The sequence below is a fragment of the Sandaracinobacter sp. T42 genome (assembly GCF_059115405.1).
Window position 1 is genome coordinate 1,397,832 of sequence record NZ_CM181101.1, and the last position, 14,124, is coordinate 1,411,955.

A 14,124-nucleotide genomic window follows, 5' to 3' on the forward strand; every position below is an offset into this window, starting at 1 on the left:
TCTAGCGCAGCTTCCACGCCTTAGCCAGCAGGAGCCGCGCCGGATCACGCAAGGCCCTCCGGCGCCTTTTCATCCTGTTCGTTCCGCGCCTGTCATGCGACGGGCGCCCTGCGGCGGAACCCCAGGGCTTCGGCGACATGGGCGCGGCCGGTCTGTTCCGTCCCCTCCAGATCGGCGATGGTGCGCGCCACCCGCAGCACCCTTGTCCAGGCGCGGGCCGACAGCTTCATCGTCTCGGCGGCGCGAAGCAGAAATTGCCTTGCATCCTCCGAGAGCAGATCCGGCGTTTCCAGCTGCCTGCCCTCTGCCTCTGCATTGGTGCGGGCGGGCGTTCCGGCATAGCGGGCGGACTGCAAGCGGCGCGCGGCGGCCACCCGGACCGCGACATCGGCGCTGCGTTCGGCGGGCGGGGGCAGGGCGAGGTCGGACGCCTTCACCGCCTCGATGTCCACGAACAGGTCGATCCGGTCCATCAGCGGGCCGGAGATCTTCGACTGATAGTCGGCAGCGCAGCGCGGTGCGCGGGCGCAGGCCAGCGCCGCATCCGCCAGATGCCCGCATCGGCAGGGATTCATGGCGGCGACCAGTTGCACGCGCGCCGGGTAGGTAGCGTGGCAGGCCGCCCGGGCGACTTCGACCTCGCCGCGTTCCAGCGGCTGACGCAGGGCATCCAGCGTGCCGCGCTGGAATTCGGGCAGCTCATCCAGGAACAGCACGCCCAGATGGGCGAGGCTGACTTCGCCGGGCCTGGCCCGGGCGCCGCCGCCCACCAGTGCTGGCATGGAGGCCGAATGGTGCGGCGCGCGGAACGGGCGGGCGCGGGCGATCTTCCCGCCCTCCAGCGTGCCGGCAAGGCTGGCGATCATTGCCACCTCCAGCGCCTCTGCCGTGGTGAGTTCGGGGAGGATGCCCGGAAGGGCGGCCGCCATCATCGACTTGCCCGCGCCGGGCGGGCCGCACATCAGCAGGTTGTGGCCGCCGGCGGCCGCGATTTCCAGCGCGCGCCGGGGCGTTTCCTGCCCCTTCACATCGCCGAGGTCGGGGCCAGTGAAGGGGCGCGCTTCCAGCCGGGCCGGATCGGGCGGCGGCAGGGGATCGCCGCCCTTCAGATGGGCGACGAGGGCATGGAGATCGGGGGCGGCCAGCACTTCCATCCCTTCGGCCGTGCCGGCGAGCCAGGCGGCTTCGGGCCCCTGCGCTGCGGGGCAGATCAGGCCCAGCCCGCGTGCCGAGGCGTGCATGGCGGCCAGCAGCACGCCCGGCGAGGGCGAAATGCGCCCGTCGAGCGACAGTTCGCCGACGGCGACATAATGGGCGAGCGATTCCGCATCGACCACGCCCATGGCCGCCAGCAGCCCCAGCGCGATGGGCAGATCATAGTGGGAGCCGGCCTTTTCGAGATCGGCCGGGGCGAGGTTCACGGTGATCTTCTTCGCCGGCATGGCGAGGCCCAGCGCCGCAAAGGCGGCCGAGACGCGGTCCCGGCTTTCCTTCACGGCCTTGTCCGGCAGGCCGACAACCACGAAACTGACGAGGCCGGAGGCCAGTTGCACCTGCACATCGACGGCGCGGGCTTCGAGCCCGACATAGGCGACCGTCGCAATTCGCGCGACCATTTCGTGGGGAACCCCTGCAGCGTGGTCCGACCCACATCCGAATTCCTAGCTGCCGGGGCCCTTGCGGGGAAGGGGGATGGCTGGCCCCGGGCGCGGGGGACTTCCACTTCTGTCAGGCGGTGCCGCCCCGCTTTGCGTCACCATGGTTTGCAGAGCGACAGCCTTTCCGTTAAACGCCGCCCGACAGAGGCGCCGGCTTAGCTCAGTTGGTAGAGCACCTGATTTGTAATCAGGGGGCCACGGGTTCGAATCCTGTAGCCGGCACCATTCCTTGTGCCGATTGTCCGGGGCCACAGGGGTTCCTACATTGCGGAAAACTCCCTGGGGGCGAAGATGGCTGATTTTCACATGAACCACGATGACACGCCCGCGCCCGATCGCGACGCTGCAATCCCGGCCGAGGTGCTGGATGCCGTGCGCACGCTGATCCGCTGGGCCGGCGACGATCCCGGGCGCGAAGGGCTGCTGGATACCCCGGGGCGGGTCGCGCGGGCCTATCAGGAATATTTCCGGGGCTATCGGGAAGATCCGCGCGAGCATCTTTCGCGCACCTTCCGCGAGGTGGGCGGCTATGACGAGATCGTGCTGCTGCGCGACATCCCGTTCCAGAGCCACTGCGAGCATCACATGGCGCCGATCATCGGCAAGGTGCACATCGCCTATCTGCCGACCGACCGGGTGGTGGGCCTGTCCAAGCTCGCCCGCGTGGCGCTGGGCTATGCCCGGCGGCTGCAGGTTCAGGAACGGCTGACGGCCGAGATCGCAGACGCCATTCAGGACGTGCTGAACCCGCGCGGTGTCGCCGTGGTGGTGGAGGCGAGCCATGCCTGCATGTCGGCCCGGGGCGTGATGACGACGGGCGCGACGATGACGACCAGCCGCATGATGGGGGTGTTCCGCTCGGACGAGCGCAGCCGCAAGGAAGTGCTGGCGCTGATGGGCGTGGGCATCCGTTGAGCGACCCGACTGTCCTGCTGCCGCCGAAGAAGGTGGGCATGGTTTCGCTGGGCTGCCCCAAGGCGCTGGTGGACAGCGAGCGGATCCTGACCTCCCTGCGGTCGGAAGGGTATCAGCTGTCGGGCGATTATGCCGGGGCCGACGTGGTGATCGTGAACACCTGCGGCTTTCTGGACAGCGCCAAGGCCGAAAGCCTGGAAGCCATCGGCGAGGCGATGGCGGAAAACGGCCGGGTGGTCGTGACGGGCTGCATGGTGAACGAGGCGGAGAGCATCCGCGCCCGCTTCCCCGACGTGCTGGCCGTGACCGGGCCGCAGCAGTATGAGCAGGTGGTGGGGGCGGTGAAGGAAGCCGCGCCGATGCCGCCGCAGCCCTTCCTGGACCTGGTGCCGCCAAGATTTGAAGACGGGGCGGGCCTGAAGCTGACGCCGAAGCACTATAGCTATCTGAAGATTTCCGAGGGCTGCAACCATCGCTGCAGCTTCTGCATCATCCCTTCCATCCGGGGTGATCTCGTTTCCCGCCGGCCCGACGCGATCCTGCGCGAGGCCGAGAAGCTGGTGGCCGCCGGCACGAAGGAACTTCTGGTCATCTCGCAGGACACCTCTGCCTATGGGCGGGATCTGCGGCATGCGCGATATGGCAAGCGGGCCGCGCCCGGAATTCGCGGCCAGGACGAAGAAGGAAAGCGGGCCGCGCCCGGAATTCGCGGCCAGGACGAAGAAGGAATGCGGGCGCATATCACCGATCTGGCGCGTGATCTGGGTTCACTGGGTGCGTGGGTGCGGATGCATTACATCTACCCCTATGCCAGCGTGGACGAGCTGATCCCGCTGATGGCCGAAGGGCTGATCCTGCCCTATCTGGACATCCCCTTCCAGCACGCCTCTCCGCCTGTGCTGAAGGCGATGCGGCGGCCGGGGAACGAGGGGCTGGTGCTGGAGCGGATCCGCAACTGGCGCCGGATGGTGCCCGACATCGCCATCCGCTCCACCTTCATTGCCGGGTTCCCCGGCGAGACGGAGGCGGATTTCCAGTATCTGCTGGACTGGCTGGAGGAAGCCCAGCTCGATCGGGTGGGCTGCTTCGCCTATGAGCCGGTGGCGGGGGCAGCCGCCAACGCGCTGCCCGGCGCGCTGCCGCTGGAGGTGCGGGAGGAACGCCGCGACCGTTTCATGGCGAAGGCGGCGGAAATTTCCGCCCGGAAGCTGGCAGCGAAGGTGGGCCGCATGCTGGATGTGATCATCGACGAGGTTGACGCCGAAGGCGGCGCGACCGGCCGCAGCAAGGCCGATGCACCCGAGATCGACGGCCATGTGCTGCTCCGCGACGCAACCGGCGTGAAGCCCGGTGACATCATTCGGGTGCTGATCGAGGACGCGGACGCCTTCGACCTGTTCGGCGTACCCGCCGGAGCATGAGCTTCCGGCTTTCGGTGCTGCCGACGCCGGTGGGGCCGATGGCGCTGGTGCACGATGCGGCAGGCACGCTGTGGGCAGCCGAGTTCCGCGCGGATCCGCGCCGGGTGGAAACCAGCCTGACCCGATTCGGCATCGGGCCGCTGGCGGAGGGCGAATCGCCGCTTCCGCCCCATCTGGAGGGCGCCTTCGCGCGCTATTTCGCCGGTGAACTGCGGGCCCTCAACGGGCTGGCGACGGGGACGGTGGGCAGTGCGTTTGAGCGGGCGGTCTGGGCGGAATTGCGCCGGATCCCCCCGGGCGAGACGCGCAGCTATGGCGACATCGCCCGGGCGCTGGGCGGCGCGGCCGCCGGTGCGGGGCCGAACGCCCGTGCGGTGGGCACGGCGAACGGCCGTAATCCGCAGGCCATTGTCGTTCCGTGCCACCGTGTTATCGGTGCGGACGGAAGCCTGACCGGTTATGCGGGCGGGCTGGACCGGAAAGCATGGCTGCTGGCCCATGAGGGGTGGGAGGCGGCGCAGAAAAGCCTGTTCTGAAGGCGGGGAGGATTGCGGATGGCGACGGCTGCGGCCATGGGTGACCGCGCGGGCTCTGCCTTGCGCCCGCTGTTCATTGCCATCGTGTTCCTGGGCAGCTTCCTGCTGTTCCTGATCCAGCCGCTGTTCGCGCGACTCGTGCTGCCCGTGCTGGGCGGTTCGCCCAGCGTGTGGAACACGGCGATGCTGTTCTACCAGGCGGTGCTGCTGCTGGGCTATGCCTATGCCCATGCGGTGCAGCGGCTGCCGTTCCGCGTGCAGGCAGGGGTGCATCTGGCGCTGTTCGCGGCCGCCGCGCTGACACTGCCGATCGGCATCCGCGCGCTGGGCGGGGCGGAAACGGGCGATGCGGCCGCGCTGTGGCTTCTGCAACTGCTGGCGCTGTCCATCGGGCCGGTGTTCCTTGCCGTTTCCGCGCAGGCGCCGCTGATGCAGGCCTGGTTCGCGCGCTCCCCCGATCCGGCGGCGGCCAGCCCCTTCTTCCTTTATTCCGCATCGAACGCCGGGTCCCTGCTGGGGCTGCTGGCCTATCCCTTCCTGCTGGAGCCCTTCACCGCGCTGCCCGCGCAGCAGAGCCTGTGGACGGCGGGCTATCTGCTGCTGATGGCGCTGATGGCGCTGGGGGCCCTTGCCATCCTGAAGAGCGGGGTGCGACCGCCCGCCACCGCGGCCGACAGCGCGACGGCGCACGGGCGCCGCCCCGTCACCTGGCGGCGGCGCCTGCACTGGGTGCTGCTGGCGGCGGTGCCGTCGGGGCTGATGCTGTCCACCACCACCCACATCACCACCGACATCATGGCGATGCCGCTGCTGTGGGTGCTGCCGCTGGCGGCCTATCTGATCAGCTTCATCCTGGTGTTTTCGGGCGCCGGCCCGGGTGTCACGCGGGTCGCCGTGCGGGTCGCGCCGATCGCGCTGCTGGTGTTCGGCGCGGGCGGGCTGCTGATGGTTTCGCAATCCGCCTCTGTCTATGGGCTGGCTTCCATCCTGCTGCTGCTGATCGTGGCGACGGCGTTGCACGGCACGCTGGCGAACGACCGGCCGGCGGCGGACCGCTTGACGGAATTCTACCTGTGGATGTCGCTGGGCGGCGTGCTGGGCGGGCTGTTCCCGGCGCTGATCGCGCCGCAGATCTTCGATTGGGTGTATGAGCATCCGATCCTGCTGCTGGCGGCGGCCCTGCTGGTGCCGGCCCGGCCGCTGACGCGGCGCATCGGCGAGCTGTGGCGCGGCAACCGGCTGGGCCGGGCGCTGCGGATCCTGACCCCGCCCCTCGTGCTGGTGCTGGGCTGGTGGCTGGGGGCGGCCTATATGGCGGTGGGAACGCCGCCGTTGCAGCTGGCCGCCATCGGGCTGATGGGTCTGCTGGCGGTGCTGGCGATCGGCCGGCCGCTGATGTTCAGCTTCGTCCTGCTGAACCTGATGCTGGCGCTGGGCGGCTGGCAGCAGATCGATATTTCCACCATCGATCGCGCCCGGCAGCGCAGCTTTTTCGGCATCTACACGATCCAGAACAGCAACAGCTCTCAGACCCGGCGGCTGCTGCACGGCACCACGCTGCACGGCGCGCAATCGCTGGATCCGGCGCTGTCGCGCATGCCGCTGACCTATTATGCCCCGATGAGCGGGATCGGCCTTGCGATGCAGACGGCGCCCAGCCTGTATGGAGAGGGCGCGCGGATCGCCGTCGTCGGCCTGGGCAGCGGCAGCCTTGCCTGCTTCGCCAGGGGGCAGGAAGACTGGACCATCTTCGAGATCGACCCGCTGATGGTCGAGATCGCGACCGACCCGAAGATTTTCAGCTATCTGAGCCAGTGCAAGCCCGATGCACGGATCGTGGTGGGCGATGCGCGGCTGAAACTGGCGGAGGAGCCGAAGGACCGCTTCGACCTGCTGGCGGTGGACGCCTTTTCGTCGGATGCGATCCCGCTGCACCTGCTAACGCGGGAGGCCTTCGAGACCTATGCCCGCGCGCTGGCGCCGGGGGGCGTGCTGATGGTGCATGTCTCCAACCGCTATCTCGATCTGGAACCGGTGGTGGCGGGAATCGCGAACGAACTGGGCCTTGCCGCGCGAATTCGCGTCTATGGCCCCAGCCCGCAGGAGCAGGCGGACTACAGCTACAATGCCTCCATCTGGATCGCGCTGACGGCGAACGAGGCGGACATGACGCGCTTCACCGAAGCGACCGGCCACAGCGAGGAATGGACGCCCCTGCGCGCCCGCGCGGACGTGCCCGGCTGGACGGACGGGTTCGCTTCCATCCTTCCGGTCTTGAAGCCCTTCTGGAAGGGCGACTAGGGAGGGGAATGAGCGCAAAGATCCGTATCGCCGTCCTCGGGGCTTCCGGCTACACAGGGGCAGACCTTGTCCGCCTGGCCATCACCCATCCCATGGTCGAGATCGCGGCGCTCGCGGCCAATCAGAAGGCCGGGCAGACGATGGCGGATATCTGGCCCAGCTTTGCCGCGTACCGGGATCTGCCGTGCCTGATCCGCGCCGACGCCATCGACTGGCGCGGGATCGACGCGGTGTTCGGCTGCCTGCCGCACGCCGCTTCCGCCGAGCTGCTGAGCACGCTGGATGCGCGCATCCGCATCATCGACCTGTCTGCGGATTTCCGGCTGAACGACCCCGAGATCTATGGCGAATGGTATGGCGTTACCCATCCGGCGCCCGGCCTGCTGGCCGAGGCTGTCTATGGCCTGACCGAGATGGCGCGCCCGCGCCTGCCGGCCGCGCGGCTTGTGGCCTGCCCGGGCTGTTATCCCACGGCGGCGCTGCTGGCGCTGTTGCCCGTGGCCGAAGCCGGACTGATCGGGCCCGCGAATATCACCATCAACGCGCTGTCGGGCGTGTCCGGCGCGGGGCGGGGGCTGAAGGAAAGCAACCTGTTCGCCGAAGTGTCGGAAGCGGTCGCGCCCTATGCCGTGGGCCGGCACCGGCACATGCCGGAAATCGAACAGGAGCTGGGCAAGGGCTTCGGCGCCCCGGTGACGATCAGCTTCACGCCGCATCTTCTGCCCATGAACCGGGGCGAGCTGGAAACGATCACCGTGGAACTTGCCGAAGGCAGGACGGTCGGGGATCTGCGCCAATGCTATGCGGCGCGCTATGCCGGGGAGCCGTTCGTCCACCTGCTGCCCGAAGGCGTGGCGCCCGCGACGCGGATGGTGCGCGGATCCAACCATATGGTGCTGAACGTCTTTGCGGACCGGGTGCCGGGCCGCGCGATCATCATCGCGGCGATCGACAATCTGGTGAAGGGTTCCTCCGGCCAGGCGATCCAGAACATGAACCTGATGTTCGGCCTGCCTGAAACCATGGGGCTGGAAGCAGCGCCGCTGTTCCCGTGACGACGGGCGCGACCCTGGAGACGGAGCGGCTGATCCTGCGGCCCTGGACGGAAGCCGACCTTCCGACGCTGTCCCGCTTCTGCACCGATCCGGTGCTGATGCATCATTTCGGCCGGGCGGAACTGCTGGATGACAGCGTGGAGCGGCTGGAACGGATGCAGCGCTTCGACCGGGAACTGGGTTATGCCTTCAAGGCGGTGGTGCGCCGCGCGGACGGTGCCATCATCGGCAACTGCGGGCTGAAGCCCATCACCCTGGCCCCTGAGGTTCTGCCCCGGGCAAGGACCGACGACATCGAGATCGGCTGGTTGTTCCGGCAGGATTGCTGGGGGCAGGGCTATGCCCGCGAAGCGGCGTCCGCCGTGCTGGACTGGGGTCTTTCGCTGAGCCCCCGCGTGATCGCCATCACTGCATGGAGCAACAAGGCCAGCTGGGGCCTGATGCGGCGGCTGGGCATGTCGCATCTGCCCGAATGGGATTTCGACCATCCCGACGTGGCCGAGGGCCATTTCGCCCGGGCCAGCCTTGTCCATGGAAAGAGCCGCGCATGATCGAGACGGACCGCCTGATCCTGCGTGCCTTCATCGAGACGGATCGCGAGCCCTGGGCGGCGATGAACGCCGACCCGGAGGTGATGCGCCATTTCCCGGCGACGCTGAGCCGCGCGGAGGCGGACGCCGTGATCGAGCGGGTGAACGGCAAGATCGCGGCCACGGGCGTCGGCTTCTGGGCGCTGGAGCGCAAGGCGGACGGCCTGTTCCTGGGGTTCGCCGGGCTGAACCGCATCGCCCATGACTATCTGCCCATCTTCGGCTTGTGGGAAGTGGGCTGGCGGCTGCGGCGCGAGGCGTGGGGGCAGGGCTATGCCAGCGAGGCGGGCGCGGCCGCGCTGGCGCATGGCTTCGGCCCCATGCGGCTGGAGCGGATCCTGGCCTATACTGCCCAGACCAACAAACCATCCGAGGCGGTGATGCAGCGGCTGGGCATGCGCCGCGCGGCGGACATGGATTTCGATCACCCGCTGGTGCCCGAGGGCAACCCCATCCGCCGCCACATCGTCTATGTGAAGGAGGCCGACTGATGCCGATCCATCCCTTTGCCGGGCAGAGCCCGCGCATCGATCCCGCCGCCTGGATTGCCCCCGGCGCGCAGGTGATCGGCGATGTCGAGATCGGGGCGGGCGCCTCCATCTGGTACAATGTGGTGGTGCGCGGCGACGTGATGCCCATCCGCATCGGCGCGCGCTCCAACATCCAGGACGGGTCCATCGTGCACGTCACGCGCAAGCTGGCGGCGACGACCATCGGTGAGGATGTGCTGGTGGGGCATATGGCGATCATCCACGGCTGCACGCTGATGGACCGCAGCTTCGTGGGGCTGGGCGCGATCGTGATGGACGGCTGCGTGATCGAGGCGGACGGAATGCTGGGCGCGGGCGCGCTGCTGAGCCCCGGCAAGGTCATCAAGAGCCGGGAGCTGTGGCTGGGCCGCCCGGCGAAGTTCGTGCGCCTGCTGAGCGACGAGGAAGTGGCGCGCAACCGGCGCGGCGCTGCGGGCTATGTGGAGCTGGCGATGATCCACGCCGGATCGCAGGCGTGAAGTTGCGGCGATCCAGCCGATCTCATGGATGGGCAATGGAAAGCAGACCGGAGCGACAGGATTGGCTTCGCCGATCCTGCCGTCACCGTGGGTGGTCCATGGATGAATGGTCGGAGCGACAGGATTCGAACCTGCGACCCCCAGACCCCCAGTCTGATGCGCTACCAGGCTGCGCTACGCTCCGACGAGCGACGGGCCATAGGGAAGGGCGGCCCTGATGGCAAGCGCCGAATGGCTGGAAGCCGGCGAAGTGTCGCTGATCCGGGGGCAGCGCCTGCTGTTCGAGGGGCTGTCGTTCCGGCTGGCGCCGGGCGGGGCGTTGCTGGTGACGGGGCGCAACGGTGCGGGAAAATCCTCTCTGCTGCGGCTGGTGGCGGGCCTGCTGGCGCCGGATGCCGGGCGGCTTTCCAATCCCTTTTCCACCGCGCTGCTGGCGGGGGAGCAGGCGCTGAAGCCGGATCGCAGCGTGGCGGGCGAACTGGGGTTCTGGGCCGCGCTGGACGGCGCGACGCACGAGACGGTGACGGCGGCGGCCGATGCGATGGCGGTGACGGCGCTCATGGCGTTCCGCTGCGGGCAGCTTTCATCCGGCCAGCGGCAGCGGGTGGCGATCGCGCGGACCATCGCTTCGGGCGCGCGGCTGTGGCTGCTGGACGAGCCGGCCAATGCGCTGGATTCGGCTTCTGAAGGGCGGCTGCTGGCGGCGATCGCGGCGCATCGCGCGGGTGGCGGGCTGGTGATGGTGGCGACGCACCAGCCGTTGGCGATACCGGGCGCGGAGACGCTGGCGCTATAGTTCGGCCGGATCCGTCGTGAAGACGATGGTGAGCCAGCGATCCGGCCCGCTCTCCCCGATGGCATCGCCGATCTCGGCGCGCAGGGTATCGAAATGCTCGATGGTCTGCGCGGGCATGCCGGGCGGGGCCAGCACGGAAATCTCGATGAACTTCGCGCGGCCCGTTCGGGTGACATAGGATTCATAGGCGCTAAATCCGTGCCGGGCGATGAAATCGTCCATCACCTGCTGCACGTGCCGGTCCAGTTCGTGCGGCACGATGCCGAAGATGTCGCGGAAGGCGAGCTTCGCATCCTTCCAGGGCACGGGCAGGATTGCGAGCGACAGGATTGCGAGGACAGCCGGATCGACATAGGGCAGCAGGGGTTCGAAGCGGGTGCCGCGCATCGCCATCGCCGCCAGGAAGGCGATCAGCAGCGCGGCCGTGATCACGCCGGACATCGCCCAGGCCTTCATGTCGAGCTGAACCAGCGCGGAGCCGATCCGCCGGTTGTGCCGCCACATCCAGAACCAGGTGCCGGCGCAGATCAGCACCACCAGCGCGGAATAGCCGACCGCCGGGCCCAGTTCGGGCGTGTGTCCGCCGGCGCGCAGGCTCTGCACCGCGCCCAGGAAGCCGAACACCACCAGTGTCATCAGCACGGCCGCCTTCAGGGCCACCACCAGCGGTTCCAGATGCCAGTAGCCATATTGGAACTTCGCATCGCTTTCCTGCGCCACCAGCCGCGCGACCAGCAGCATCAGCCAGGTGATCCCGGCATCCACGACGGAAAACAGCCCGTCGAAGAGGATTGCGATGGAGCCGGAAACGAGCCCGAACAGGACGCCGAGCGCCGCGATCAGGAAGGTGGCGAGGATGGACAGCCGCAGCAGCGAGGCTTCCAGTTCGCTTTTCAGTGCGGTCGCGCGTTCGATGGCCCCCATAGACGACAATTCTTGCGCGGGGCGGGCAGAAGGGCAAGGGGGGGGGGCGGGGCAGGGCCGCAGCCCTGCCATGGCCGCCTACGCGCTGTGCAGGAAGTGCATCACGTCGCCGTCCTGCACCACATAGGTCTTGCCTTCGGCGCGCAGCTTGCCGGCTTCCCGCGCCTTGGCTTCGCCGCCAAGCGCCACATAATCTGCGAAGCTGATCGTTTCCGCGCGGATGAAGCCCTTTTCGAAATCGGTGTGAATCACGCCCGCCGCCTGCGGGGCGGTAGCGCCCTTTTCGACCGTCCAGGCGCGGGTTTCCTTGGGACCGGCCGTGAAGAAGGTCAGGAGGTGGAGCAGATCATAGCCGGCGCGGATGATGCGGGCGAGGCCGGTTTCGGCGAGGCCCAGCGCTTCCAGATACTCGGGCCGGTCCTCGGGCGGCATGCCCACGATCTCGGCCTCGATCGCGGCGGAAATCACCACGGCGCCGGCCCCTTGCGCCTTTGCCATTTCGGCCACGCGGGCGGAGAAGGCGTTGCCGGTGGCGGCCGAGCCTTCATCGACGTTGCAGACATAGAGGACGGGCTTGCCGGTGAGCAGCTGGGCCTGCGCGAGATGGCGCTTCTCGTCGGCATCCGCGGGAACCGCGAGGCGGGCTGGCTTGCCCTCACGCAGGAGATCCAGCGCCTTCTGCAGCGCCGTCGCCGCCGATTTCGCGTCCTTGTCGCCGCCCTGGCCCTTCTTCACCAGGTTCGGCACCCGGCGCTCCAGGCTTTCAAGATCGGCGAGCATCAGTTCGGTCTCGACCGTCTCGGCGTCTGCTACCGGGTCGATCCGGCCTTCCACATGGGTGATGTCGTCATCCTCGAAGCAGCGCAGCACATGGACGATGGCGTCCACCTCGCGGATGTTGGCGAGGAACTGGTTTCCGAGACCCTCGCCCTTCGACGCGCCGCGCACGAGGCCCGCGATGTCGACGAAGCCCAGCTGGGTTTCGATGATCTTCTGCGAGCCGGCGATCTCGGCGATCTGCTGCATGCGCGGATCGGGCACGCCGACGTTGCCGACGTTCGGCTCGATCGTGCAGAAGGGATAGTTGGCGGCCTGCGCGGCGGCCGTTTCCGTCAGCGCGTTGAACAGGGTGGATTTGCCGACGTTCGGCAGGCCCACGATCCCGCAGCGGAATCCCATCATTCGTCTCCTTTTGCGCGGCCATCCGGCCGCTTCGTCATGCGGATCACCGGCGGCGCCATGCCGCCGGGCAGATTGTCGTCAATGGGGTGTTCGGCCATCCGGCCGTGGCGACTGTCGAACGTCGCGTCGGCTTCGGTCGCCGGGCAGGGCGTATCCGTCATGATGCGGCCTTTTGCCTGAGGGCGAGATCGCTCATGAATCGGGCGTCGTCCCCGTCGGCGAGGAGCGGCGCGAGGGCCGCGATGTCGGCCAGCATGTCGGTGAGGGCGGGCTCCTCTGCCCGGGCGAAATTGCCCAGCACATGGGGCGTCACCCGATCCTTGTGTCCGGGGTGGCCGATGCCGATGCGCACGCGGCGGAAATCGGCGCCGGCATGGGCGATGATGGACCGGATGCCGTTCTGCCCGGCCGCGCCGCCGCCGGTCTTCACCTTCACGCGGAAGGGTTCCAGATCCAGTTCGTCGTGAAAGACGGTGAGGGCGTCTGGGCCCAGCTTGAAGAAGCGCAGCGCTTCGCCCACGGAACGGCCGCTTTCGTTCATGAAGGTCATCGGCTTCAGCAGCACCACCTTGTGCGCGCCCAGCCGCCCTTCGGCCGTGAGGCCCTGAAAGCGGGCCTTCCAAGGGGAAAAGCCGTGGACATCATGAATGATGTCCACGGCCATGAAGCCCACATTGTGGCGATGCTGGGCATAGGCCGGGCCGGGATTGCCCAGCCCGGCGAATACCAGCATGGATCAGCCTTCGGCGGCTTCTTCGGCGGCTTCCTGGCTCTTCAGGCCCGACGGCGCCGCGATCGTGGCGATGGTGAAGTCGCGGTCGATCACCGGGGTCACGTTCTTCGGCAGCTTCACCGCCGAGATGTGGATCGAATCGCCCACGTCGAAACCCGTCACGTCCACGACGATGTCGTCGGGGATGGCGTTGGCGGGCACCTTCACTTCCACTTCATGGCGCACCACGTTCAGCACGCCGCCGCGCTTCAGGCCCGGCGAGGCGGCTTCGTTTTCGAAGCGCACCGGAACATTCACGGTGATGAGGGCGTTGGCGGACACGCGCAGGAAGTCCACATGGATCGGGCGATCCGTGACGGGGTGGAACTGCACGTCGCGCGGCAGGGTCCGGTGCGTCTTGCCGTCCAGTTCGATTTCCACCACGGAGTTCATGAAGTGCCCGGTGCTGAGCAGCTTCACGAGGCGCTTTTCCTCGACGTGGATGGAAACGGCAGCTTCCTTGTTGCCATAGATCACGGCCGGAACCCGGCCTTCTCGCCGCACCGCCCGGGAGGCTCCCTTGCCAGCCCGGTCGCGTGCTTCCGCGGCGAGCGTCAGCACATCAGACATGTCATTCTCCAATCAATTGATCGCCCGACACCTCCAGGGTGTGCCGTACCAGCGAAGGGCGGGCCCTTAGCGGGAATCGCCGCGCAAGGCAATCGGGCAGGTCAGGCCGATGCGAACCAGGCGACGAGCGCCACGAGCCCGGCCAGCTGGAGGGCCGCGATCGCCCGAAGCCGGGTGGAAAAGGGCTGCTTGCGTGTCTTGTGGCGGAAGATATGGCGGGCCGCATAGGCGCCCGGTGTTCCACCCAGGGCCGCCAGCAGAAGCAATTCGCCTTCCGGGATGCGGCGCGGGGCCCGCAGGCCATTCGGCCGGGTTCCGTTCGGCCTGCCCCCATTGGGCCTGACCCCGTTCGCCTGGGCCCTGTCCTTGTCGATGCGGAACATCAGGACGGTGAG

At 68.2% G+C, this 14,124-nt stretch carries 16 protein-coding genes and 2 tRNA genes; 10 read left to right on the plus strand and 8 right to left on the minus strand.

Features of this window, described 5'->3' with window-relative positions:
- Window positions 1-92 precede the first annotated feature (92 nt).
- Window positions 93-1,616, minus strand: coding sequence for a YifB family Mg chelatase-like AAA ATPase (locus ACW9TV_RS06720; RefSeq protein WP_494302739.1), 1,524 nt, complete (start codon window positions 1,614-1,616; stop codon window positions 93-95).
- 191 nt (window positions 1,617-1,807) lie between these two features.
- On the opposite strand from ACW9TV_RS06720, the gene ACW9TV_RS06725 reads away from it, so the two are divergent.
- From ACW9TV_RS06725 to ACW9TV_RS06765, 9 genes are all read left to right on the plus strand, one after another.
- Window positions 1,808-1,883, plus strand: a tRNA-Thr gene (locus ACW9TV_RS06725).
- An 81-nt stretch (window positions 1,884-1,964) separates the two neighbouring features.
- Window positions 1,965-2,573 (plus strand): GTP cyclohydrolase I FolE, encoded by a 609-nt coding sequence (gene folE / locus ACW9TV_RS06730; RefSeq protein ID WP_494305050.1) that lies wholly within the window; start codon window positions 1,965-1,967, stop codon window positions 2,571-2,573.
- 38 nt (window positions 2,574-2,611) lie between these two features.
- Window positions 2,612-3,994, plus strand: coding sequence for a 30S ribosomal protein S12 methylthiotransferase RimO (gene rimO, locus ACW9TV_RS06735; protein ID WP_494305051.1), 1,383 nt, complete (start codon window positions 2,612-2,614; stop codon window positions 3,992-3,994).
- Window positions 3,991-4,530 (plus strand): methylated-DNA--[protein]-cysteine S-methyltransferase, encoded by a 540-nt coding sequence (locus ACW9TV_RS06740; RefSeq protein ID WP_494302740.1) that lies wholly within the window; start codon window positions 3,991-3,993, stop codon window positions 4,528-4,530. Before rimO ends, ACW9TV_RS06740 begins: the two co-directional genes overlap by 4 nt.
- Before the next feature lie 18 nt (window positions 4,531-4,548).
- Complete coding sequence (locus tag ACW9TV_RS06745) at window positions 4,549-6,831, plus strand: spermidine synthase (RefSeq protein WP_494302741.1); 2,283 nt, start codon at window positions 4,549-4,551, stop codon at window positions 6,829-6,831.
- Between the two features lie 8 nt (window positions 6,832-6,839).
- Window positions 6,840-7,886 carry an N-acetyl-gamma-glutamyl-phosphate reductase gene (argC, locus tag ACW9TV_RS06750; RefSeq protein ID WP_494302742.1) on the plus strand — a complete coding sequence of 349 codons (1,047 nt, stop codon included), beginning with the start codon at window positions 6,840-6,842 and terminating at the stop codon, window positions 7,884-7,886.
- Window positions 7,883-8,437: a GNAT family N-acetyltransferase gene (locus ACW9TV_RS06755; protein WP_494302743.1), complete on the plus strand. Its 555-nt coding sequence runs from the start codon at window positions 7,883-7,885 to the stop codon at window positions 8,435-8,437. Before argC ends, ACW9TV_RS06755 begins: the two co-directional genes overlap by 4 nt.
- The gene (locus ACW9TV_RS06760) at window positions 8,434-8,967 is read left to right on the plus strand and encodes a GNAT family N-acetyltransferase (protein ID WP_494302744.1); all 534 of its coding nucleotides are present in this window, start codon (window positions 8,434-8,436) and stop codon (window positions 8,965-8,967) included. The genes ACW9TV_RS06755 and ACW9TV_RS06760 overlap by 4 nt, the downstream gene beginning before the upstream one ends.
- Window positions 8,967-9,485 (plus strand): gamma carbonic anhydrase family protein, encoded by a 519-nt coding sequence (locus tag ACW9TV_RS06765; protein WP_494302745.1) that lies wholly within the window; start codon window positions 8,967-8,969, stop codon window positions 9,483-9,485. The genes ACW9TV_RS06760 and ACW9TV_RS06765 overlap by 1 nt, the downstream gene beginning before the upstream one ends.
- Window positions 9,486-9,592: 107 nt before the next feature.
- Here the strand turns inward: ACW9TV_RS06765 and ACW9TV_RS06770 are convergent.
- Window positions 9,593-9,669: transfer RNA gene (locus ACW9TV_RS06770), tRNA-Pro, on the minus strand.
- Window positions 9,670-9,702: 33 nt separating this feature from the next.
- Between ACW9TV_RS06770 and ccmA the strand changes: the two genes are divergently transcribed.
- On the plus strand, window positions 9,703-10,281 hold the full coding sequence (ccmA, locus tag ACW9TV_RS06775; protein ID WP_494302746.1) for a heme ABC exporter ATP-binding protein CcmA: 579 nt from the start codon (window positions 9,703-9,705) through the stop codon (window positions 10,279-10,281).
- Here the strand turns inward: ccmA and ACW9TV_RS06780 are convergent.
- From ACW9TV_RS06780 to ACW9TV_RS06805, 6 genes are all read right to left on the minus strand, one after another.
- Window positions 10,276-11,205, minus strand: coding sequence for a cation diffusion facilitator family transporter (locus tag ACW9TV_RS06780; protein ID WP_494302747.1), 930 nt, complete (start codon window positions 11,203-11,205; stop codon window positions 10,276-10,278). The two genes, ccmA and ACW9TV_RS06780, sit on opposite strands and share 6 nt — an antisense overlap.
- Before the next feature lie 78 nt (window positions 11,206-11,283).
- Window positions 11,284-12,384, minus strand: coding sequence for a redox-regulated ATPase YchF (gene ychF, locus ACW9TV_RS06785; protein WP_494302748.1), 1,101 nt, complete (start codon window positions 12,382-12,384; stop codon window positions 11,284-11,286).
- Window positions 12,384-12,548, minus strand: coding sequence for a hypothetical protein (locus ACW9TV_RS06790; RefSeq protein ID WP_494302749.1), 165 nt, complete (start codon window positions 12,546-12,548; stop codon window positions 12,384-12,386). The genes ychF and ACW9TV_RS06790 overlap by 1 nt, the downstream gene beginning before the upstream one ends.
- Entirely contained in the window at window positions 12,545-13,120 is a 576-nt protein-coding gene (gene pth / locus ACW9TV_RS06795) for an aminoacyl-tRNA hydrolase (RefSeq protein WP_494302750.1), read from the minus strand. Before pth ends, ACW9TV_RS06790 begins: the two co-directional genes overlap by 4 nt.
- 3 nt (window positions 13,121-13,123) lie before the next feature.
- Window positions 13,124-13,729 (minus strand): 50S ribosomal protein L25/general stress protein Ctc, encoded by a 606-nt coding sequence (locus ACW9TV_RS06800; RefSeq protein ID WP_494302751.1) that lies wholly within the window; start codon window positions 13,727-13,729, stop codon window positions 13,124-13,126.
- A gap of 101 nt (window positions 13,730-13,830) precedes the next feature.
- A complete protein-coding gene (locus ACW9TV_RS06805) occupies window positions 13,831-14,112 on the minus strand; it encodes a DUF1294 domain-containing protein (protein WP_494302752.1) in 282 nt (93 codons plus the stop codon).
- Between the last annotated feature and the right edge of the window lie 12 nt (window positions 14,113-14,124).

Bases quoted from the DNA above. Each gene is read 5' to 3' on its own strand.
- ACW9TV_RS06765 (WP_494302745.1), top strand. From the start codon at position 8,967: ATGCCGATCCATCCCTTTGCCGGGCAGAGCCCGCGCATCGATCCCGCC.
- argC (WP_494302742.1), top strand. From the start codon at position 6,840: ATGAGCGCAAAGATCCGTATCGCCGTCCTCGGGGCTTCCGGCTACACA.
- pth (WP_494302750.1), bottom strand. From the start codon at position 13,120: ATGCTGGTATTCGCCGGGCTGGGCAATCCCGGCCCGGCCTATGCCCAG.
- ACW9TV_RS06800 (WP_494302751.1), bottom strand. From the start codon at position 13,729: ATGTCTGATGTGCTGACGCTCGCCGCGGAAGCACGCGACCGGGCTGGC.
- ychF (WP_494302748.1), bottom strand. From the start codon at position 12,384: ATGGGATTCCGCTGCGGGATCGTGGGCCTGCCGAACGTCGGCAAATCC.
- ACW9TV_RS06790 (WP_494302749.1), bottom strand. From the start codon at position 12,548: ATGACGGATACGCCCTGCCCGGCGACCGAAGCCGACGCGACGTTCGAC.
- ACW9TV_RS06740 (WP_494302740.1), top strand. From the start codon at position 3,991: ATGAGCTTCCGGCTTTCGGTGCTGCCGACGCCGGTGGGGCCGATGGCG.
- ACW9TV_RS06760 (WP_494302744.1), top strand. From the start codon at position 8,434: ATGATCGAGACGGACCGCCTGATCCTGCGTGCCTTCATCGAGACGGAT.
- rimO (WP_494305051.1), top strand. From the start codon at position 2,612: ATGGTTTCGCTGGGCTGCCCCAAGGCGCTGGTGGACAGCGAGCGGATC.
- folE (WP_494305050.1), top strand. From the start codon at position 1,965: ATGAACCACGATGACACGCCCGCGCCCGATCGCGACGCTGCAATCCCG.
- ACW9TV_RS06745 (WP_494302741.1), top strand. From the start codon at position 4,549: ATGGCGACGGCTGCGGCCATGGGTGACCGCGCGGGCTCTGCCTTGCGC.
- ACW9TV_RS06720 (WP_494302739.1), bottom strand. From the start codon at position 1,616: ATGGTCGCGCGAATTGCGACGGTCGCCTATGTCGGGCTCGAAGCCCGC.
- ACW9TV_RS06805 (WP_494302752.1), bottom strand. From the start codon at position 14,112: ATGTTCCGCATCGACAAGGACAGGGCCCAGGCGAACGGGGTCAGGCCC.
- ACW9TV_RS06780 (WP_494302747.1), bottom strand. From the start codon at position 11,205: ATGGGGGCCATCGAACGCGCGACCGCACTGAAAAGCGAACTGGAAGCC.
- ccmA (WP_494302746.1), top strand. From the start codon at position 9,703: ATGGCAAGCGCCGAATGGCTGGAAGCCGGCGAAGTGTCGCTGATCCGG.